General features: G+C 61.5%; 18 protein-coding genes. 4 read left to right on the top strand and 14 right to left on the bottom strand.

Features of this window, described 5'->3' with window-relative positions; translation table 11 throughout:
* Position 1: 1 nt before the first annotated feature.
* From GT753_RS16415 to yqhD, 3 genes are all read right to left on the bottom strand, one after another.
* On the bottom strand, positions 2-607 hold the full coding sequence (locus GT753_RS16415) for a transglycosylase SLT domain-containing protein (protein ID WP_004937286.1): 606 nt from the start codon (positions 605-607) through the stop codon (positions 2-4).
* A gap of 141 nt (positions 608-748) precedes the next feature.
* Complete coding sequence (dkgA, locus tag GT753_RS16410; protein WP_004937289.1) at positions 749-1,573, bottom strand: 2,5-didehydrogluconate reductase DkgA; 825 nt, start codon at positions 1,571-1,573, stop codon at positions 749-751.
* Positions 1,574-1,856: 283 nt separating this feature from the next.
* On the bottom strand, positions 1,857-3,020 hold the full coding sequence (gene yqhD, locus GT753_RS16405) for an alcohol dehydrogenase (protein WP_015379073.1): 1,164 nt from the start codon (positions 3,018-3,020) through the stop codon (positions 1,857-1,859).
* A 226-nt stretch (positions 3,021-3,246) separates the two neighbouring features.
* On the opposite strand from yqhD, the gene GT753_RS16400 reads away from it, so the two are divergent.
* Positions 3,247-4,134 carry an AraC family transcriptional regulator gene (locus tag GT753_RS16400; protein WP_156866316.1) on the top strand — a complete coding sequence of 296 codons (888 nt, stop codon included), beginning with the start codon at positions 3,247-3,249 and terminating at the stop codon, positions 4,132-4,134.
* 7 nt (positions 4,135-4,141) lie between these two features.
* Here GT753_RS16400 and GT753_RS16395 read toward each other — a convergent pair whose 3' ends face one another.
* Entirely contained in the window at positions 4,142-5,170 is a 1,029-nt protein-coding gene (locus GT753_RS16395; protein ID WP_015379071.1) for an NAD(P)-dependent alcohol dehydrogenase, read from the bottom strand.
* Between the two features lie 108 nt (positions 5,171-5,278).
* Here GT753_RS16395 and GT753_RS16390 point away from each other — a divergent pair, with 108 nt between their 5' ends.
* Positions 5,279-6,199: a LysR family transcriptional regulator gene (locus tag GT753_RS16390; RefSeq protein ID WP_015379070.1), complete on the top strand. Its 921-nt coding sequence runs from the start codon at positions 5,279-5,281 to the stop codon at positions 6,197-6,199.
* A 10-nt stretch (positions 6,200-6,209) separates the two neighbouring features.
* Here GT753_RS16390 and GT753_RS16385 read toward each other — a convergent pair whose 3' ends face one another.
* On the bottom strand, positions 6,210-6,872 hold the full coding sequence (locus GT753_RS16385) for a DedA family protein (protein WP_004937300.1): 663 nt from the start codon (positions 6,870-6,872) through the stop codon (positions 6,210-6,212).
* Positions 6,873-7,017: 145 nt separating this feature from the next.
* Positions 7,018-8,214 carry a cystathionine beta-lyase gene (metC, locus tag GT753_RS16380; RefSeq protein WP_004937302.1) on the bottom strand — a complete coding sequence of 399 codons (1,197 nt, stop codon included), beginning with the start codon at positions 8,212-8,214 and terminating at the stop codon, positions 7,018-7,020.
* 431 nt (positions 8,215-8,645) lie between these two features.
* Between metC and exbB the strand changes: the two genes are divergently transcribed.
* Both exbB and exbD read left to right on the top strand, forming a co-directional pair.
* Positions 8,646-9,626 (top strand): tol-pal system-associated acyl-CoA thioesterase, encoded by a 981-nt coding sequence (exbB, locus tag GT753_RS16375; protein ID WP_085337159.1) that lies wholly within the window; start codon positions 8,646-8,648, stop codon positions 9,624-9,626.
* A 3-nt stretch (positions 9,627-9,629) separates the two neighbouring features.
* Complete coding sequence (exbD, locus tag GT753_RS16370) at positions 9,630-10,052, top strand: TonB system transport protein ExbD (protein WP_004937307.1); 423 nt, start codon at positions 9,630-9,632, stop codon at positions 10,050-10,052.
* 56 nt (positions 10,053-10,108) lie between these two features.
* On the opposite strand, the gene GT753_RS16365 is transcribed toward exbD, so the two are convergent.
* From GT753_RS16365 to GT753_RS16330, 8 genes are all read right to left on the bottom strand, one after another.
* Positions 10,109-11,152 (bottom strand): LacI family DNA-binding transcriptional regulator, encoded by a 1,044-nt coding sequence (locus tag GT753_RS16365; RefSeq protein ID WP_015379068.1) that lies wholly within the window; start codon positions 11,150-11,152, stop codon positions 10,109-10,111.
* A 21-nt stretch (positions 11,153-11,173) separates the two neighbouring features.
* The gene (locus GT753_RS16360) at positions 11,174-12,583 is read right to left on the bottom strand and encodes a sucrose-6-phosphate hydrolase (protein WP_160125807.1); all 1,410 of its coding nucleotides are present in this window, start codon (positions 12,581-12,583) and stop codon (positions 11,174-11,176) included.
* Positions 12,583-13,953 carry a sucrose-specific PTS transporter subunit IIBC gene (locus GT753_RS16355; protein ID WP_160125776.1) on the bottom strand — a complete coding sequence of 457 codons (1,371 nt, stop codon included), beginning with the start codon at positions 13,951-13,953 and terminating at the stop codon, positions 12,583-12,585. Before GT753_RS16355 ends, GT753_RS16360 begins: the two co-directional genes overlap by 1 nt.
* Before the next feature lie 63 nt (positions 13,954-14,016).
* Complete coding sequence (locus tag GT753_RS16350) at positions 14,017-15,426, bottom strand: carbohydrate porin (protein ID WP_160125806.1); 1,410 nt, start codon at positions 15,424-15,426, stop codon at positions 14,017-14,019.
* A 194-nt stretch (positions 15,427-15,620) separates the two neighbouring features.
* Positions 15,621-16,547, bottom strand: a complete 927-nt coding sequence (locus tag GT753_RS16345; RefSeq protein WP_015379064.1) for an aminoimidazole riboside kinase — start codon at positions 16,545-16,547, stop codon at positions 15,621-15,623.
* A gap of 178 nt (positions 16,548-16,725) precedes the next feature.
* Entirely contained in the window at positions 16,726-18,252 is a 1,527-nt protein-coding gene (gene abgT / locus GT753_RS16340) for a p-aminobenzoyl-glutamate transporter (RefSeq protein ID WP_160125775.1), read from the bottom strand.
* A 100-nt stretch (positions 18,253-18,352) separates the two neighbouring features.
* Positions 18,353-19,804 carry a M20 family metallopeptidase gene (locus GT753_RS16335; protein ID WP_160125774.1) on the bottom strand — a complete coding sequence of 484 codons (1,452 nt, stop codon included), beginning with the start codon at positions 19,802-19,804 and terminating at the stop codon, positions 18,353-18,355.
* Positions 19,801-21,117 (bottom strand): M20 family metallo-hydrolase, encoded by a 1,317-nt coding sequence (locus GT753_RS16330; RefSeq protein ID WP_031300221.1) that lies wholly within the window; start codon positions 21,115-21,117, stop codon positions 19,801-19,803. The genes GT753_RS16335 and GT753_RS16330 overlap by 4 nt, the downstream gene beginning before the upstream one ends.
* Between the last annotated feature and the right edge of the window lie 268 nt (positions 21,118-21,385).

Below are 21,385 nucleotides of genomic sequence, written 5' to 3'. Positions count from 1 at the left end.
GTCACAGCTGCTCGTAGGCGGCTTCCACTTTCATCAAATGGCGCGGCGCCTGCGGCGCGGGATGGTATTTGCGCACGTGCCAGTTAAAGGCCTCCGGCGACAGGTTGTTGATCATCGCGATGGCCTGCTGACGGTTGCTGGAGAAGGTGCGCAGCAGCGCGCCGGTGCCGTTGACGTAGGCGATGATGGTGGCGTAGCGCAGCGTGACGGGATTGGCGATCCCTTTAAGCTGTTGTTTTTGCAAGGTGGCCAGATAGGCGGCGCCGAGATCGATATTGGTGTCGGGATCCCGCAGGTCATCGTCGTCCGGGCAGCCGCGTTTGCCTTTGTAGCGATAGGCATCGCAGCCGGCGGTATCGGCTTTCAGCTGCATCAGGCCGATCGCATTGGATCTGCTCACTGCGGAAGGGTTGAAGCCGGACTCCACCTGGATCATGGCGGTGATCAGCTTGGCGTCCACGCCGTATTCGCTGGCGGCGTCTTTAATGGCGCTGTCGAAGGCGTGGCGATCGTAGCTGACGCGCTGTTTCTTGCCGGCGCAACCCGCCAGCACCAGCATGATGCAAAGCATGCCCAGCCGTGACCCGTGTGAGAAAGAAAATTTCATGGTGCTCCGTGCTTGTCTGTTTTTTTAACGGCGTGAACCGGCGGCTGGAGCCTCCGGCGTCGTCATCATAACGTCAGGCGGCGCAAGGGAGCAATGTGCGGGAAGGAAAAGCCCCCTCCGGCCGGAGAGGGCTTGAGGGGGTTACAGGGTATCCGGATCAGGCCCCAGGCGGTTGCCGACGTCCAGCTTGGCGATCTCGCCCAGCTCGTCCTTATCGAGTTTGAAATCAAATACCTCGAAGTTTTCGCGGATACGCGACGGCGTGACTGATTTCGGGATGACGATAAGACCGCTGTCCAAGTGCCAGCGCACCACAATCTGCGCCGGGGTTTTCTCGTATTTCTCGGCCAGCGCCTTGATCAGCGGCTGGTCGAACACGCCTTCACCGCCTTGCGCCAGCGGGCTCCAGGATTCGGTGGCGATATGGTGCGTGGCGTTCCAGGCGCGCAGCTGGCGCTGTTGCAGCAGCGGGTGCAGCTCGATCTGGTTGACGACCGGCGCCACGTTGGTTTCATCCAGCAGGCGCTGCAGGTGCGGCGTATGGAAGTTGCATACGCCGATGCTTTTCACCAGGCCTTGCTCGCGCAGTTTGATCAGCTCGCGCCAGGCGGAGACGTATTGATCCTGCTGCGGGCGCGGCCAGTGGATCAGATACAGATCCACATAGTCCAGCTTGAGTTTTTCCAGGCTGGTTTCCAGCGCCGCCAGCGGATCGCCCTGATCGTCGTTCCACAGCTTGGTGGTGATGAACAGGTCGCTGCGCGGCAGCGAGCTGGACTGCAGCGCGGCGCCGACGCCTTCCTCGTTCTTGTAGATCGCGGCGGTGTCGATGGAGCGGTAACCGATCTCCAGCGCTTTGCTCACCGCGCGGGTGGTCTCTTCAATACTCGCCTGCCAAACGCCGAGACCCAACTGCGGCATCAGATTACCATCGTGGAGTTTGATGATGGGTTGTTGCGTTGTCATGCGCATCTCCTTGTGTACGGATTGCGGCGCCTGCGGCGCCGAAACGGCTATAGATAAATTCTAGTTGGCAAAATGGGCGGTTGCCGGGTTTGCCAGCCTAATTTCAGCGGTGGCGGGAGGGCTATTTTTTCCCGCTCTCCCTGCGAATGAGCGGTAAGACGAGTGGTGCGAAACGATCGGCGGCGCTGAAGCGCCCGACTGCGCCCGGTGATCGGCCGGGCGCAGGATGCGGCGAAAATGGCTGGCGGAGACTAAAGCCTAGCAAAAAATCGCCGTTTTGCGATTAACGCGCCGCTTCATAAATGCGGCGGCTGACGTCCAGGGTGATGTCCTGATGCTCCCCCAGGGCGGTCATGCCGTGCTGATGGAGCTTGTCGAGCAGCGCCGGAATGCTGCTGCCGTCGAGCTGATAATCCGCCATGCGGGTCGGCACGCCCATCTGCTCGAAGAAGGCGCGGGTGGCGGCGATGGCGCCGTCGATGCGGCTGTCTTCGCTGCCTTCGCGCAGGCCCCAGACGCGGTCAGCATACTGCAGCAGTTTTTCGCGCTTCTGCGCTTTCTTCTCGTGCAGCAGCGCCGGCAGCACGATGGCCAGCGTTTGCGCGTGGTCGAGATCGTGCATGGCGGTCAGCTCATGGCCCAGCATGTGGGTCGCCCAGTCCTGCGGCACGCCGGCGCCGATCAGGCCGTTCAGCGCCATGGTGGCGCTCCACATCACGTTGGCGCGCACCGCATAGTTCTCCGGCTCGGCCAGCGCGCGCGGGCCGTCTTCCAGCAGGGTCAACAGCAGGCCTTCGGCGAAGCGATCCTGCACCTTGGCGTCGACCGGATAGGTCAGATACTGCTCCAGGGTGTGCACGAAGGCGTCGACCACGCCGTTGGCGATCTGGCGCGGCGGCAGCGAGTAGGTTACCACCGGATCCAGCACGGCGAAGCGCGGCTGCACCAGCGGTGAGAAGAAGTGCTGCTTGTCGCCGCTGCTTTTGCGGGTGATCACCGCGCCGCTGTTGGACTCGGAGCCGGTGGCCGGCAGCGTCAGCACGCAGCCCATCGGCACCGCGTCGGCGATGTGGCTGCCGACGGTCTGCAGAATGTGCCAGGCGTCGCTGCTGGCGGTATAACGGGCGGCGGCGGCGATGAACTTGGTGCCGTCAACCACCGAACCGCCGCCGACCGCCAGCAGGAAATCGATGTTTTCCGCTTTCACCACCTCGACCGCTTTCATCAGCGTTTCGTAGGTCGGGTTCGGCTCGATGCCGGAGAACTCCCGCACGTCGCGGCCGGCCAGCGCGCTATGCACCTGATCCAGCACGCCGTTTTTCTTCACGCTGCCGCCACCGTAGGTGATCAGGATGCGCGCGTCCGCCGGGATTTGGCTGGCCACTTCGGCAATTTGCTCCTTGCCGAACAGGATTTTGGTTGGGGTATGCAGAATGAAGTTGTGCATGGTTGATTTCTCTCTTTCTGTCAGGCGGGCGCCAAAGCGGCGCAAAGGTGTCTGGCCCGTATTGTCAGGAACCGGGCGGCAACGCACAATGCACATTCCTGTTTGGTTCTTGCCTATTCCTACAAGTCACTGTAGAAATGGCGAGTTTTAAATTATGATTTATGCCGAATCGTTCTGACTGTAAGAGGGTGTTTCCGTGATTGAAATCGATGCGCTGCGCAGCCGCATGGCGCGCCAGGCGATGGCTATCGCCAGCGGCAACGGCTACACGCCGTCGCCGGTGCCGCGGGTGAAGATTTTGTATGTCGATCGCCACAGCCCGCGTCAGCCGGTGATGTATGAACCGGGGATCGTCATCGTTTTTCAGGGGCACAAGGTCGGTTATTGCGGCAATAAGAAGTTCCAATACGATCCGCGCAACTACCTGCTGATGACGGTGCCGCTGCCGTTTGAATGCGAAACCTTCGCCAGCCCGGAACTGCCGCTGGTTGGGTTGGCGGTCAATATCGATACCCAAATGCTGCAGGACTTGCTGATCGACATCGGCGATGACGACTACCTGATGCAACCGCGGGCGGAGAGCAACGGGGTGAACCTGGCGGAAATGACGGAAGAGTTGCTGTGCGCCACCGAGCGTCTGCTGGACGTGATGGCCAATCCGCTCGACGCCCGGGTGCTTGGGCCGCAGATCGTACGGGAGATTCTCTATTATGTGCTGCGCGGCGCCTGCGGCGCGTCGCTGCAGGAGTTGGTCAATCGGCATACCCACTTCAGCCAGATCGCCAAGGCACTGCGGCGTATCGAACATCAGTATGCCGACAGCATCAACGTCGAGCAGTTGGCCAGCGAGGTCAACATGAGCGTCTCGGCGTTCCATCACAACTTCAAGGCGGTGACCAACACTTCGCCGCTGCAGTACGTGAAGTCGTACCGGCTGCATAAGGCGCGCCTGTTGATGGTGCATGACGGTCTGAAGGCCAGCACGGCGGCGATCCGCGTCGGCTACGAAAGCGCGTCGCAGTTCAGCCGCGAGTTCAAACGGCTGTTCGGCATGACGCCGAGCGATGAAGTCGCCCGGCTGCGCGAGGCCAACCCGCTGCTGCTGGAGGGCTGAGCCGCGTTTATGGGGTTAAGACGATCTTGCCGAATGGCCCGCGATCGAGGTGATCCAACGCCTGAGACAGCTGATCGAAGCGGTATACCTGGTCGATCACCGGCTGCAGGTTGACGGCGTCCACGGCGCGCACCAGGTCTTCCAGCGCGCGGCGGTGGCCGACGCCGATGCCCTGAATCACTGCGGATTTTAATAGCAGTGGGCCGGCGGGAGCGGAAATCTCGTTGCCTTCCAGGATGCCGATTACCGAGATGCGTCCTCCCACCGCCACGGCGCGCACCGAGTTGCCGAGGTTGGTGCCGCCGACGGTGTCGATCACATGGTCGATGCCGCGATCCTGCGTCAGCGCATAAATCGCCTCCACCCAATCGCCGTCCAGCCGGTTGATGCCATGATTGGCGCCCAATGCCAGGGCTCGCGCCAGCTTTTCATCGCTGCCGGAGGTGACATAGACCTCCGCGCCGTGGGCTTTGGCGATCTGCAGCGCGAACAGCGCCACGCCGCCGGTGCCTTGCACCAGCACCGTATCGCCGGCATGCAGTTTGCCTTGTTCCACCAGCGCGAACCAGGCGGTCAGCCCGGCGCACGGCAGGGTGCTGGCCTGGACGTCGTCCAGCGACGCCGGCGCCGCTACCAGCCAGTCTTCATGCAAAATCACGTATTCCGCCAGCACGCCCTGATAAAAACCGCCGAGGGTGTGGTAAGGCACCCGGCGCGCATCGCCGTAGGGTTTTTGCTCGCCGTCGAGCCAACCGGGGCTGAAGGTGGAAATGACGCGCGCGCCGGGCTGAAAGCGGCTGACGCCGGGGCCGATGGCATCGACCTCGCCGGCCATGTCCGAGGCGGGCGTGAACGGCTGCGGCAGCGTGAGCCCCATGCCGCTTTCTATCATCAGTTTGTCACGGTAATTGAGTGAGATAGCCTTCACTTTCACTCTGATTTCGTGCGGCCCCGGCTGTGGGATGGCGCTTGCGCTCAGCTGCAGGTGCTCACGCCCCAGGGCGCTCATCGTCCAGCGTTGCATTGTATTGGTCATGATGTTCTCCAAAGTCAGCGATTAACAGACCTGCCGATAATATCGTTGATGAAGGTTCGCCAGTGGCGATAAGATTTCCGCAGATTGTTTCTTTCAGAGCGACAAATCATGAGCGATCGGTTGAGCGGCATTTCGGTATTCGTTACCGCCGTGGAGGCGGGCAGTTTTGCAGTGGCGGCCAGTCGGCTGCATCTTTCGCGTTCGGCGGTCGGCAAAACTATCGCCCGGTTGGAGCAGCGGCTGGGGGTGCGGCTGTTTCATCGCACCACGCGCAGCCAGAGCCTGACCGACGACGGTGCGCTGTTCTACGAGCGCTGCCTGCGGGCGCTGGAGGAGATCCGTGGCGCGGAAACGCTGCTGGAGTCGGGCAAGCGGCAGGTCAGCGGTCGGCTGCGGGTGTCGATGCCGGTGCTGTTTGGCCGCATGTGCATTGCGCCGCTGCTGACCGAACTGACGCGCGAGCATCCTGGGTTGGAGTTGGAGCTGTCGTTCAGCGATCGGGTGGTGGATCTGATTGAGGACGGCTTCGATATGGCGATCCGCAACGGTACGCTGGCCAACAGCAGCGGCTTGGTGGCGCGCCGCATCGGCGATCACCGTATGACGCTGTGCGCCTCGCCGGCCTATCTGCAGCGGTGCGGCGAACCGCACAGCATCGAGCAACTGGCGCAGCATGAGGCGGTGACCTATATGCGCGCCGGCGCACGGCGCAGCTGGCTGGTATTGGATAGCGACGGCAAGCCGCAGGACGTGATGCCGAACAACCGGCTGCAAATGGACGACCTGCAGGCGATTGCGGATGCGGCGACGGCGGGTTTCGGCATCGCCTGGCTGCCGTGCTGGCTGGTGCGTGAGCAGTTGTTGAGCGGGGCACTGGTGCGCTTGCTGCGCGATCGGCCGGGCGCCGCCTTTGAAGCGCATGCGGTGTGGCCGCACACGCCTCACCTGCCGCTGAAGGTGCGGCTGGCGGTGGATACGCTGGTGAGCAAACTGCCTGCCAGTCTGGCGTTGGTCGAGAAGGCGCTGTAGCGCGCCCGATTCAGGAAGAGGCGGCGCGTTTTTTACGCCAGATCACCAGCATGGCGCCCAGCAGGCCGACAAACAGCAGCAGCAGCGGCAGCAGCATCAGGCCGGTCATCACCTGGCTTTCGTAGCGTTTCACCAGAGGGATTTGGCTGAACGCGTAGCCGAGGCCGACCAGCGCGCAGACCCAGATCGCCGCGCTCAGCCAGTTGAACACCTGGAAACGAGAGCTGTTGAGCCCGGAAATGCCGGCCATGGTCGGCAGCAGGGTGCGCACGAAACCGAGGAAGCGGCCGATCAGCAGCGCCGTCAGCCCGTGGCGGTTGAACAGGTTGTGCGCGCGCTGGTGGTACTGTGCCGGCAGTTGCAGCAGCCAGCTCTTCACCAGGCCGGTGTGGCCCAGCCAGCGGCCCTGGATATAGCTCAGCCAGCAGCCGAGACCGGCGGCGGCGGTCAGAATCAGCAGGGTGGGGGCAAAGCCCATCACGCCTTTGGCGATCAGCGCGCCCGACAGCAGCAGCAGGCTGTCACCGGGAAGGAAGGAGGCGGGCAGCAGTCCGTTTTCCAAAAACAGAGTGGTGAAAAGTACGGCGTAAACCACCCAAATTACGCTTGGATCGGCGAGGGCGATAAAGTCCTGCTGCCAAAGCGCATGAATAATCTCTCGTAATACATCCATTTTATGTCCTGTTGCATGCCGGTTGCGCCCGGGGTCACATTCTCCAGGATGCGGCGGTTACCGTATCTGACAGTTACCCGGTTAGTGTACCGCTAATAGCTTAAGCCGACATTAAACGAGACGAAGAAAATTATCGGAATCCGCCTTAGCGCACGCCATTGAGGCGATCGAAGCCGGCCGCCAGATCGGCGATCAGGTCTTCGACGTTCTCCAGGCCGATATGCAACCGCACCAGCGTGCCGGAAAAATCGACGCCGCCCGCCGGGCGGATCGCTTCCAGTTCTTCCGGCTGGTTGGCCAGGATCAGCGACTCGAAGCCGCCCCAGGAGTAGGCCATGCTGAAGTGGCTGAAGTTATCCAGGTAAGCGGCCAACTGCGTATCGTCCAGCCGTTCCTTCAGCACGAAAGAGAACAGCCCGTTGCAGCCGCTGAAGTCGCGGCGGTAGAACTCGTGGCCCTTGCAGCTCGGCAGGGCCGGATGATTGACCGTCGCCACCTCCGGCCGCGCCGCCAGCCAGTTGGCGACCTCGATGCTGCTGCGTTCGTGCTGCTTCAGGCGCACGCTCAGGGTACGCAGGCCGCGGCTCGCCATGTAGGCGGTGTCGGCATCCACCATCTGCCCCATCAGATAGGAGTACTCGCGCAGTTGATCCCAACAGCGCGCGTTGGCGACGGCGGTGCCAAGCATGTAATCGGAATGGCCGATCAGGTATTTGGTGCCGGCCTGAATAGAAATGTCGATGTCGAAATCCAGCGCCTTGAACAGCACCCCCGCCGCCCAGGTGTTGTCTATCATGATCACCACCTCCGGCGCCACGGCGCGAATGGCTTGCACCATCGCCGGGATATCCTGCACTTCCAGGGTGATGGAGCCGGGGGATTCCAGGAACACCACGCGGGTATTGGGCTGGATCAGTTTGGCGATGTCGGCGCCGATCAGCGGATCGAAATAGGTGGTGCTGACGTTCATGCGGCCGAGGATATGGGTGCAGAAATCCTGGGTCGGCTCGTACGCAGAGCCGGTGACCAGCAGGTGATCGCCGGCGCCGACGAACGACAGGATCGCATTGGCCACCGCCGCCGCGCCGCAGGGGTACAGCACGCAGCCGGCGCCGCCCTCCAGCTCCACCATCGCATCCTGCAGGGCGAAGTGGGTCAGGGTGCCGCGTCGGCCGTAAAACAGCTCGCCGTGAGCGCGTTGCGCGGTGGCGTGTTTTTTGGCAGCGACGGAGTCGAAGACCAAAGAAGAGGCGCGTTGCGTGACGGGATTGACGGAGCCCTGGGTGTAGCGTTTGCCGCGGCCGGCGCCGATCAGCGCGGTTTCGATATGTTTTGACGTCATGGTACCTGGCTCACCTCTGGTTGCTCTGCACGTGCCCGTTTACGATAGCCCTTACGTTAACATGAGTTAATATAGCCATCCAGACGTTTTAACTTCCAGATATAGAAACGGCTATAATTGTCTGTCGGGCGTGCATTTCTCGCCTCATCCTTCTGCCGTGGTGCGAGAGAGAAGCCCATTCATCGGTCAAGACGCCGTTCGGCAGCGTGGTCTTGTTGCGCCGTTGTGGGATAAAAGTAACGAAATCACCCTATAAAAGGGGCATTTGGCGGTGAACGGACACAGATTGGCGCTTTGTAACGGGGCTGGCTAAAATTTTCTCGTTTATTTGGTAAATAATAATGAGAACCACTATCAATCCCCGGTTGGTTTGATATGATCGCACGCTGAATTATTCCTTAATTTTGATCGGTAATGGGTGGAGGCACAGCGTGAAAACGGCTGGCAAGAATTTAAATCAAGGATCGTTCGGCCAGGGCCGGGCGCAGTGGGGCAAGGCCTTCGGCCGCGGCCTGATGGCATCTATGGTGCTGGTCGTAGGGCTGGCCGGCAGCGCGCAGGCCGCGCCGGCGAGCAATCCGGCCGTTGCCGAAAGCGTTGCGCCGACCACCGCGCCTGCACCTGCTGCAGCCGCCGCGCCGGAGAGCATCACGCCGGTGAACCCGGCGCCAACGATCCAGCCACCGGAAACCCGCGGCATGGACCTGTCCGTTTGGGGCATGTACCAGCACGCCGACGCGGTGGTGAAAGCGGTAATGATCGGCCTGGTGCTGGCCTCGATCGTGACCTGGACCATTCTGTTCTCCAAAGGCAGCGAACTGCTGCGCGCCAAGCGCCGTCTGCGCCGCGAACAGCTGGCGCTGGCCGAAGCGCGCTCGCTGGATGAAGCCTCCGAACTGGCGCAAAACTTCGGTCCGGAGAGCGTCAGCGCGGTATTGCTGAACGACGCGCAAAATGAGCTGGAGTTGTCTGCGGAATCCAACGACAACAACGGCATCAAAGAGCGCACCGGCTTCCGCCTCGAGCGCCGCGTGGCGGCCTACAGCCGCAACATGGGCCGCGGCAACGGCTTCCTCGCCACCATCGGTGCCATCTCGCCGTTCGTCGGCCTGTTCGGCACCGTGTGGGGCATCATGAACAGCTTCATCGGCATCGCCCATTCGCAGACCACCAACCTGGCGGTTGTGGCGCCGGGCATCGCGGAAGCGCTGTTGGCGACCGCACTGGGTCTGGTCGCGGCTATCCCTGCCGTCGTTATCTACAACATCTTCGCTCGCGTCATCAGCGGCCACCGCGCGCAGGTGGGCGACGTAGCGGCGCAGGTCCTGCTGCTGCAGGGCCGTGATTTGGATCTGGCCGCGACGGCGGAAGCCAAGCGCTCACAGCACGCACATCAACTGCGGGCGGGGTGAGACATGGCGATGCGCTTAAATGAAGATCTGGACGACAGCGGCGAACTGCATGAAATCAACGTGACGCCGTTTATCGACGTCATGTTGGTGCTGTTGATCATCTTTATGGTGGCCGCGCCGCTGGCAACGGTAGATATCCGCGTCGATCTGCCGGCCTCCTCCGCCAAGCCGCAGCCGCGGCCGGAAAAACCGGTGTTCCTGTCGGTGAAGGCCGACAAGCAGCTCTACGTCGGCGATCAGCCGGTGAATGCCGATCAGTTGACTTCGGTGCTGGATCAACGTACCCAGGCGAACAAAGAAACCACCATCTTCTTCCAGGCGGACAAGAGCGTGGACTATGAAACGCTGATGAGCGTGATGGACACCCTGCGTAAAGCCGGCTACCTGAAAGTGGGGCTGGTGGGCATGGAAGGCGCCGCCAAGTAGCGGGCTGATGAAACAAAAAAGGGCGCTTCGGCGCCCTTTTTACTGGTTCAGAGATATCACTCTTCGGCCAACAAAGCCCGGGAACCGGCATGGCGCCAGCGGATACGGCCCGGCAGATAAAGCGCGTTCTGTTCCAGCGGCCGCTCGTCGATCAGTGCGGTGACTTGGTCGAAGCTATGTTGCGCCAGCGCCCGGCAGTCCTGTGCGACCGTATCGATCTTCAGCGTCATGCAGTCGAACAGGTAGTGATCGTCGAAGCTGCACAGGTGGATGTCGCTCTCCATCAGCTGATGTTGAGTCAGATAACGCAATACCCCTTCCAACAGGCCGCAGGCGGCGGTAAACAGCGCTTTGGGCGGCCGCCCCAGCTGTGCGCACAGCTGAGCGAACATCTCGTACCCTGAGCTGGGGTGATAGTTGCCGTTGATGATCCATTCCGGTTTGCACTCGATGCCGGCGCGCTGCAGGCCAAGCTGGAAACCGGCCAGCCGATCGCGGGTCGGCGAAATGCGCGGCTGCCCGCCGAGAAAATAGATCTCGTCCGGATGTTGGCGCGCGACCTTTTCCACCAGGTCGGCGGTCGAGTTGACCGAATCGGTGATCACCAGCGGCAGTTCGGAACCGGCGATCAGACGGTCCATCTGCACCACCGGCAGTCCGACATTGATCTTCTGGTATTCCGCGTCGTTTAGCTGGCTGGAGGCGACAATCAAGCCGTCCACCTGCCGCTGCACCAGACTGTTCACCGCCATCATTTCCTGCGCCGGGTTTTCATCGGTACAGGCGATCAACAGCTGCAGCCCGGCTTCGCGGCACAGCGTTTCCAGCTCGCGCGAAATCACCGCAAAGCCGTAGTTGGTCATCTCCGGTACCACCAACCCCAGCGTGTGGCTGCGGTTGGAGCGCAAAGAGCGGGCGTGGATGCTGGGCTGATAATGGTGTTCGTGCGCCAGCGCCAGAATGCGATCGCGGGTGTCGTCGGACACCCGGTATTCCTTGCTGCGGCCGTTCAGCACCAGGCTGGCGGTCGATTTCGACACCCCGGCCAGCGTGGCGATGTCACTGATGGTAATGCGTTTATTTTTTTTCACTGACGCCATCTGAAGTCATCGGAGGATGCGTCATTCTAGCATGCATGGCGTCAGCGGCCAGTATTCCAACGCCAGCGGCGCGCTCCCGCACAGCCGCAGTTGCGGCTCACCCGCCGGGAAGTAGCGTGCGCTCATCACCGCCTCGCCGTGGTTGATGAAAATCTCCACGCTGGAACGATCGAACAGCAGTTGCAGATGCGTGACCGGGCCGCGCCAGTAACGGTGCTCCGGCCGGCCGTCGGTCAGGGAAGCACGTGTCAGCCGCAGCCTTTCGCCGTCCCAGTTCAGCGTCATCGCGTCGCCAAAGGTTGCGTTGAACGAGCCCTGCGGCGTCAATTGCAGCTCCGCGGCCCCCAGCGCATAGGCGGGGGCGTTATCGGCGCGGCCTTGCCAGCCTGCTCGCTCACCGCGCAGCTGTTGCAGCTCGCGCGCCGGGCGCTGGTGGAGGCGGCCATGCCGCAGCGACAGTTCGCGCGGGCAGGTCATGGTGTGGATCCAGCCGTAACGGCGCGTCGGATGGGCTTCTTCATCTTGCTCGGGCACGCCCATCCAGCCGAACAGCAGGCGGCGGCCATCTTCCGCCAACGTCGTCTGCGGCGCGTAGAACTCGAAGCCGGCGTCCAGCTCGCGGAATTCGCCGTGGCTGAAGGCCGCCTGCCGGTAATCCAGCTTGCCGAGCAGATAACCGGCCTGATAACGGTTGAGATAGCGTTCCGGCTGCGGCGTCAGCCCCTGCGGACAGCAGATCAACACCTCGTCGCCGTCCAACGAGAACAGGTCCGGGCACTCCCACATGTAGCCGAATTCCTCTAAGCCGTTCAGTCCGGAACCGGCGATCTCTCCCAGCGCTTGCCAGTCGCGCAGATCGCTGGAACGAAACAGCAGCACCTTGCCGCGATCCTGCAGGTCACGCGCGCCGAGCACCATGTACCAGTCATTTTGATGACGCCACACTTTCGGATCGCGTACGTGACCGCTGTAGCCCTCCGGCAGCGGCAGCACCGGCCCGAGTTTGCGATATTCGCCCCGTTCGCTTTCCTGAGCCAGGCATTGGTAAGCGGTGCGTGAGCCGTCTGGGAATTTCACGTTGCCGGTGTAGAGCAGCGTGATTTTGCCTTCCGCCACCACCGCCGAGCCGGAGTAACAGCCGTGGCTGTCGTAACAGGCGCCGGGCGCCAGGGCGATTGGCTGGTGCTCCCAACGCAGCAAATCAGCCGACTGCCAGTGTCCCCAGCATTTGTTGCGATGATCGCAACCCAGCGGATTCCACTGATAAAACAGATGATAAACGCCGTTGTGCTGGATAAAGCCGTTGGGATCGTTCAGCAGGCCAACGCTGGGTGCCAGATGCCAGTCCGGTCGGTGCGGATCGCGCAGCGCGAGCGGCTGGCCGTTCATTACCGCCCGCAGTGCCTGTTTGATTAAGCTGAGTTCTTCCATCATTGCGCGTCCGTTTTGTATTTCAGCAGTAGGGAGAGGACAAAGGCGCTGCCAAACGCGATCGCCAGACCGATGATATAGCTGACCAGAGAACTGGCCTGCACGATCGCCATGCCGGGGATCGCCGTCAGCCCGACCGCGTTCATGCCGACATGGTTGGCCACCACCCAGGCGCCGCCGAGCGCGCCGCCCGCCAGCGCCGCCAGAAACGGTTTCACGAAGCGCAGGTTGATGCCAAACAGCGCCGCCTCGGTGATGCCGAGCATGGCGGAAAAGGCCGAAGGCACCGCAATGGCTTTGATTTTGGCGTCGCGGGTTTTGAAATAGACCGCCAGGCAGGCGCCGCCTTGAGCGATGTTGGCCATCGACCAGATCGGCAGCAGGAAGTTGACGCCGATATTGGGGTTGCCGAGCAGCCCGGCTTCTACCGCGTGGAAACTGTGGTGGATGCCAGTGATGACGATAGCGGAATAGAGGCCGCCGAACAGCAGCCCGGCTAACCACCCCGCATGAGCAATCAGCGTGCTGAGCACGAAGGAGATGCCATCGCCCAGCGCGCGGCCGGCGGGGCCGATAAACAGCAGGGCGACAAAGCCTGAGATCACCACCGTCAGGAACGGCGTCAGGATCAGATCGAGCGCGTTGGGGATCAGCTTGCGCAGCCGTTTTTCCAACAGGCTCATGAACCACACCGTCAGCAGCACCGGGAATACCGTGCCCTGGTAGCCGATCATGGCGATGTCCAGACCGAAGAAGTTCATGGTGTGGAACCCTCCGGCGACGCCCCAGGCATTGGTCAGCGCCGGATGCGTCAAAATGCCGCCGAGCGTGGCGCCCAGATAGGGATTGCCGCCGAATTCGCGTGCGGCGGTGAAGCCGATCAGAATCGGCAGAATAATGAACGCCGCCGAGCTGAACATATCCAACATGATGAACAACGCGCTGTTGGCATCGGCCCAGCCGTAGGTTTTCACCATGCCGAGCAGCCCCATCAACAGGCCGGAAGCGACGATCGCCGGAATGATAGGCACGAAGATGTTCGACAGCAGGCGGGCGATGCGCTGCAGCGGGTTGAGCTTTTTCGCCGCGATATCGGCGGCTTCGGTCTTGCTGGATTCGCTGACGCCCGCCGCCTTGATGAATTCCGCATGCACCTTGTTGACCAGCCCGGTGCCGAAGATCACCTGGATCTGGCCGGCGTTGCTGAAGCAGCCTTTAACGCCGTCCAGTTTGCCGATGGCCTCTTTGTCCACCTTGCTGTCGTCCACCAGCACCAGGCGCAGGCGCGTGGCGCAGTGGGCGGCGCTGGCGATGTTCTCTTTACCGCCGAGCAGCGGCAACAGCGCGTTGGCGGTTGCGGTAATGTCCATGTTGTCCCCTTGCTAAATAAAAATGCCGCTGCGCAGTTTGCGGCACAGCGACGTGAATCGATGTCAGAAGAAATACTTGAATCTGGCGCGCATGCCGTAACGCTGGTCGTTGTCGCCGTTGGCTATCTTACTGTCGGCGTTGGCTTCCAGCAGCGAGACATAGGCGCCTAAATACAGGTTGAAATTCTTCATATTCATAATGTTAGGTATCTGATACGACGCATGAACGGTGTGGATGTCGTAGTTGCCCGGTTCGCTGAGCGGGTTGTGGATATCGGCGGCGATCCCGGCGGTATTGAACTCTTTGATATTGTTGTGCGCATAGATATAACCCAGTTCGAAGCGTCGCCACAGCACGTTGACGCCGGCGGTCAAGTCTTGCTCGCCGGTGGCATCCAGGTAGGCGGCGCTCAGGTTGGCCACCACGCCGTTATCCGGATCGGCCGCGTTGGTGTTCCAGCTCATAGTCATGCCGTAGCCGTTGCGCTTGGATTGATCGACGAAGCGTCCCTGGCTGTCCTGATAGCCGTAGGCGTTATTCACCACGTTGCTTTCCATCGCCGCCGCGATGCTGAAGGCGTCTTTCTTCCAGGCGATCACCGGGCGCAAATAGGCGACGTTTTTCTTATTTTCCAGCGCATTGCCGTGGTAGCTGTTGTCCTGGAACAGCGAGGTGCCGTCTTCCACCAGCGTGTTCAGTTCGAAATAGACATCCCCGGCGTATTTGCTCAGCATCAGGTTGCCGCCGCTGCTGCTACGGCCGCGGCCTTCTTTCATCATGTAGATATAGCCGAAGCCGTCGGCGTACAGGTCGTTGGCGGTATTGCCGGAGTATTGAATGAAGGTATCCTGATTCAGCGGGAACATGTCGTAGGCTTCGAAGCGGCCGATTTTGGTTTGCCAGTTCTTTTCATTGCCGAAGAAGAAAGCGGCGTCGTCCAGGTTCATTTTGCCGCTCATGTCCGCCAGCGGCTGGACGCTGAAGCCGGAGAAGTTACCGTCCGGATTGCGGCGGTAGCCGTCCAGCCCGACCAGAATGCGGCCGTTGATGTCCCAGCGCTCTTTGTTGCCGGGTTTCCAGTCCTTGTGGTCGCTGCCTTTCAACGACGTCAGCTGGCCGCTGCGGCTGGCGCCGTCCAGGTTGAACTCCACGTCGCCATACAGTTTCAGATCGTTGAAACCGTTCAGTTTCAGCGCGCTGGTCGGAGAGGATTGCGTTTCCAGCGTGGCGGCGCGCTGCGCGACCTGCGCGGTTTGCCTTTCGGTGCTGGCGGTGCGCTGTTCCAGCTGTTGCGCCCGGCGTTCCGCCGCCGTGGCGCGGGTTTCAGCCTGAGCGGCGCGCCGTTCCGCCTGCGCCAGGCGTTGTTCCAGCGCGTTGAGACGCACCTCGATACTGTCGCCGCCCGAGGTCGCTGCGGCAGACGTGGAGAGGAAAAGCCCTGTTGTTATCGCCAAATAGCTGAGTTTTTTCATCATCGTCTATCATCCGGGAAGGGTTGTTATTATTTTTTGCTAAATTGCTAAACCGGTTTTTCATGGCGAAAGATAGCGATCGAGAAGCGGACTGGCAATCAAGTTTGCTAACCCGATTCAGCTATTGTGATCGAGTACGCAAATCGCGGGTTAAAAGACCACGGCGCTAAGGGGAACGCCGTGGATGCAGGGGATCAACGCAGGAAAGCAGCCAACTCGTCGGCGCGGGGCAGGGCGGTCATGGCGCCCTTGGCGGTGGTGGCCAGCGCGCCGCAGGCCTGAGCCTGAGCGATAACCGCCGGCCATTGCGCTTCCTGCGGCAATGCGTGAAGGCGCGCCAGCGCCGCTAACAGCCCGGCGACGAAGGCGTCGCCGGCGCCGGTGGTATCGACCGGCACGACAGGCGGCGCGCGGAAATGGCGCAGACGATGCCCGTCGTGTACGCAGACGCCGTCGCCGCCCAGCGTCACCAGCAGCAGGCGCAGCGGATAGGTTTGCATCATCCAGCGCATGGCGTTCTCCAGATCGTCAAGATGGCTGATGAAAGCCAGCTCTTCGCGCGACAGTTTCACCACGTCCGCCAGCAGCAGCGCCTTTTGCAGGCAGGGGCGCAGCGCTTCCGGTTGGCGCCAGACCTCTTCGCGGATGTTGGGATCGAAACTGACCCGGCCGCCGACTGCCCGCATGCGTTCCATCGCCGTAAAGGCCGCGCTGCGGCTGGGCTCCTGCGACAGCGCGATGGAGCAGAGGTGCAGCCACTCGCCCCGCTGGAAAGCCGGCAGATCGTCGGGCTGCAAAAACAGATCGGCGCTGGGCTGCACCATAAACGTGAATGAGCGCTCACCCTGAAGATCGAGATCCACCACCACCGTGGAGGTGTGGTGTTCGGGATCCGGCCGCATATGGCCGATATCCACCCCTTCATCGCTCAGCACCTGCTGTAGAAAGGCGCCGAAGCTGTCTTGCCCCACCCGGCCGATAAAGGCGCTGTCGCCGCCCAAGCGGGCGATACCCACCGCCACGTTCGCCGGCGCGCCGCCGGGGCATTTGAGATAACCGTTGGCATTTTCCGGCACCAGGTCGATCACGGCGTCGCCCAGTACCCATACGCGATTCATCATGCTTAATCCCTGTTTTTGTCGTTGTCAGATGGTGAGCTAAAATAGAAGAACCGGTTTAGCAAGGCAATGAAATAATCCTCAGAGCCGCTTGGTCAGTGAGGAAGATCAATCTTTCTGCTGGGCTTGGGGAGAAGGGGATCTGCCCCGCGAACCGGCGCGGGGAGAGATAGCGGTGCGTTTAGCCCAGCTTCGGATAGACGCCGGGACCGATTGGCAAGCCTAACGCATACCAGACCAGCAGCAGCAAAATCCACACGCTGAAGAACACCAAAGGATAGGGCAGGATCAGCACGTAATAGGTGCCGAGCTGCGCGTCTTTGCGGTAGCGCTGCAGGAAGCCGAGGAACAGCGGCAGGAACGGCGACATCGGCGCCAGCGGCAGCACCGCAGAGTCGGCGATGCGGAAGATCATCTGGGCGAACGCCGGGTGGAAACCGAGCAGCATAAACATCGGCACGAAGATCGGCGCCAAAATTGACCAGATCGCCGAGCCGCTGGCGATGAACATGCACAGGAAGGCGGAGAGGAACATCAGGCCGAGAAACGCCGGTGCGCCGCTCATGCCGGCGGCTTCCAGCATGTCGGTCAGGCCGACGGCCATAAACTTGCCCATGTTGCTCCAGTTAAAGAACGCCACGAACTGCGACAGTGGAAACACCATCACGATGAAACCCGCCATGCTTTTCATCGGATCGAGCAAGTGGTGGGGAATATCGTCCGGCCGCCGGATCTGTTTGGTGACCACGCCATAGGTAATGGCGACGGTGAAGAAGAACAGGATGATGATCGGCACAATACCCTTGATGAACGGGGAAGGGATCACCGAACCGGTGTTCGGATCGCGCAGCGGCGCGGCCTCCGGCACCACCAGAGCGGCGATGATGGCGATAAACACCAGCGCGGCGATGCCGCTCATCATCAGCCCCCGGTTCTGCAGCGGGGTCAGCGCTGCAATTTTGTCTTCGGTGCCGCCTTGCCACTTCGGCAGACGGGGCTCGATAAACTTGTCGGTGAGCAGCGCGCCGGCGATGGTCAGCACGATCACGGAGGTGGCCATAAAGTACCAGTTGTCGATCACGTTGACGTGAACCGCGCCGTCCACCGCTTTGGTGGCTTCGGTGCTGATGCCGGAAAGCAATACGTCGGTGGTGACGATCAACAGGTTGGCGGTAAAGCCGGAGGCGACGCCGGCGATCGCCGCCAGCAGCCCGGCTATCGGGTGGCGGCCCACTGCGATAAACATCAGCGCGCCGAGCGGCGGCATCACCACCAGCGCAGCGTCCGACGATATATGGCTGAAGAAGGCGATAAACAGCACCATATAGCTGGCGTAGCGGGCGCTGACGCGCGAGGCCATTTTGTACATCAGCGCCTGCAGCAGGCCGACCTTTTCCGCCAGGCCGGCGCCTATCACCAGCGCCAAAATAGCCCCCAGCGGCGCAAAGCTGCTGAAGTTATGGATGATATTGGGAAATATCCACTGCATGCCCGCCACGCTCATCAGGTTATTCACCTTGATGAGCTCGCCGGTGGCCGGATTTTTCACCGCCACATCGAGCCAGGAAAACAGCGCGGTGGCCAGCATAAGCACCAGGATCAAATAGACGAACAGTAAAAACGGATTGGGGATCTTATTGCCGATGCGTTCCACCCAGTAAAAAACGCGTCCGGGGCTTTTATTGATTGGCGTTGTGGCCTCACTCATGATTTTACCCTCTGTGTTTGCTCTGTTGTGTGATTGTTATTATTTGATTTATTTATAATTATACTTAGTGGCCCGGTTGTCCGGGCCCTGTCTGTTCATGCTATTTCAATGGCGATGGTTGCACCCCCTGCGGGATTGGGCAGCGGTACGGCTGTTCGGCGCGCTGGCGCTCGAACTCGCTGCGGCAGCGCGCCAGCAGGGCGCTGTCGCTCAGCAGATCGATGGCGGTCGCCGCCATCACCTTGCCGGCCAGGCACATGCCCTTATGGGCGATCGCGGTGCGGCCCTGCGCCACCAGTTGCCAGGTGTGCAGCGGAGTGCCGAGTGCGAAACAGGGGCTAAAGCATTGGGCGGTCGGCGCCACCCAGCTCACGTCGCCAACGTCGGTAGAGCCGTACAGCAGATCGTCGGATTCCACATAAGGCGCGACCTCGTCCATCAGCACCTTATCTCCCAACTGCTGCACCCACTCGCGTCCGGCTGAGCCGCCGGTGCGGGCAATATTGAGTTTGGCGTTGCGCAGGTCGTCGCGGCTCAGGGTCTGGCGGATTTCCTCGGCGAAGCGGCGCTCGGCGTCGCTGTACTCGGGCAGACCGAAATCACACAGGTTTTGATACATCGCGCGTTCCAGGCTGCGGTTCGGCACATAGTTGGAGCAGGCCTTGTCGAAGCGCACTTCCACTTGGGTGTCAGTCATCAGCGCTGCGCCCTTGGCGATGTTGATCACCCGTTGGTAAATGTCCTGCGCCTGATCGAGCTGCGGCGCGCGGATCAGGTACAACACTTCGGCATCGGCCTGCACCACGTTGGGGGAGCTGCCGCCGGTGTTGGTAACCGCGTAGTGCAGCCGCGCTTCCTGCACGATATGTTCGCGCAGGAAGTTGGCGCCGGTATTCATCAGCGTCACCGCGTCCAGCGCGCTGCGCCCCAGGTGCGGCGAGTTGGCGGCATGGGCGGCGACGCCCTTGAAGTGAAACGCCGCCTGGATGTTGGCCAGCGTGCTGGTATTGAACATGCCGCTGAAGCCTTCCGGGTGCCAGGTGAGTGCGGCGTCGACGTCGTCGAACAGGCCTTCGCGCACCATAAAGGTCTTGCCGGAGCCGCCTTCTTCGCCGGGGCAGCCGTAGAAGCGCAGGGTGCCGCTCAGCCGGTTCTGCTGCATCCACGCCTTGGCGGCGAAGGCGCCGGCCAGCGCGGCGGTGCCCAGCAGGTTGTGGCCGCAGCCATGGCCGTTGCCGTTTTCCACCAGCGGCTGCGGCGTGGCGCAACCGGCCTGCTGGCTCAGCCCGGCCAGCGCGTCGTACTCGCCCAGCAGCGCGATAATCGGGTGGCCGCTGCCGTAGCTGGCGATGAACGCCGTCTCGATGTCGCCCACGCCGCGTTCAACCGAGAAGCCTTCCTGTTCCAGCGCATCGGCCAGCAACGTGGCGGAATAGGTCTCGTTAAAGCGCGTTTCCGGGTGGTCCCAAATCGCGTCGCTCAGCGCGCTGAAGCGGGACTGGCGTTGGTCAATGTAGTCGTCGATAAAGGCCTGCAGTTCTGAGTTGCTCATGCTCCGCTCCCGAATGTCGGCAGGTTCAGCGCCAGCGACGCCAGCGTTTTCACCGCCACCGCCATCACCTGCTCGTTGAAGTCGAATTTCTCGTTATGGTGCCCGGCGCTCAGCTCGGTGCCGAAAATGACGTATGAGGCCTGGCCGCCGTGCGATTTCACCCGTTCCATCATGTAGGTGGCGTCTTCTGAGCCGGCGGCCTGTTCGCGGCGATCGACCACCGAGGCCAGCTCGGTTATCTGCTGCGCCTGGCGGCGGATGTAATCCACCCACGGTTGGGTCGGTTTGCTGCTCTGCGCCGCGCCCATCAGCGCGATATCGCAGGCGACGCCGTGCATTTTGGCGGCGCCTTCGATGGCGTTCAGCGCCTGTTGATAAACAAACGCGTTGATCTCATTGGTGGCGCCGCGCGTCTCCACCTTCATAAACGCCCGATCGGCGATCACGTTGCGGCCGGTGCCGGCCTGCAGCACGCCGACATTGATGCGCGAGCTGCCTTCGCTGTGGCGCGGGATGGCGTAAAGCCCCAGCGCAGCCTGCGCCGCTGCCAGCAGCGCGTTGCGGCCGTCTTCCGGCTTGGCGCCGGCGTGCGAGGCGACGCCGCGGAAAGTAACGTCCAGCTTGCTGGTGGCCATAAAGCTGTCGCTGCCGCACACCAGCTCACCGGCCGGCACGCCGGTGCCGATATGCACCGCGGTGAAGAAATCGACGTCGTCCACCACGCCGGCCTCCACCATCGATTTTGCGCCGCGTGTGCCTTCTTCCGCCGGCTGGAAGATCAGTTTGACGGTGCCGCGAAGCTGGGACTCCAGGCTTTTGAACACGTGCGCCAGCCCCAGGCCGATGGTGGTATGGCCGTCATGACCGCATGCATGCATCATGCCGCTGTTGCAAGAGGCGAACCCTTCACGGAACGGCAGATGTTCGGGTTCCAGCAATTCGTTGAGATCGAGGGCGTCCATATCCACGCGATAAGCGATAGTCGGGCCGGGGCGGCCGGTATCGAGCGTTGCGACGATGCCGGCGAAGCCGCCGGAAAAATGCGGCAGCCATTTCTCCAACGCCCCCTGATTGCGGGCGCGCTGTTCCTGCGCTTCCAGCTCGGCGGGCGAGGGCAGCCCCATGCGCGCCTCTGCCTTGATGACCTCGCGGCCCAGCTGCAGGCGATAGCCCAGCCGATCGAGTTCTTCCGCCACCAGGGTGGCGGTGCGGAACTCAAACCAGCCGGATTCGGCATAGCGGTGGAAGTCGCGGCGCCAGGCCTGCAATTGCGGGTACAAATCAGCCACCAACATCGAAAGCGAATTAGTCATAGTGATATCTCATAAGTTATCGCGCGCTGGATCGCTCCAGGCAGCAGTTATGCTCTGAACTGAAATCAGACGGTGAAGCTATTGCAAAGAAAAAGGTGCGTTTGGTTACTAACTGCCGTGAATGGCGCTTATTGGCGCAGAAAATGCGCTTAATTAAGCGAAATAAGAATTTGGTTATTTATTATGTTTTTTCCGAATGTACACAATGGAATCTGGCTAAATAAGATGCCAATATCTTGCTATTGATAAACAACGGTTATCGCCTTTC

The organism is Serratia sp. Z4 (assembly GCF_009900725.1).
Lineage (GTDB): Bacteria > Pseudomonadota > Gammaproteobacteria > Enterobacterales > Enterobacteriaceae > Serratia > Serratia nematodiphila.
Note: the sequence above shows the minus strand (reverse complement) of the source record. Positions and strands in the feature narration are given on the sequence as shown.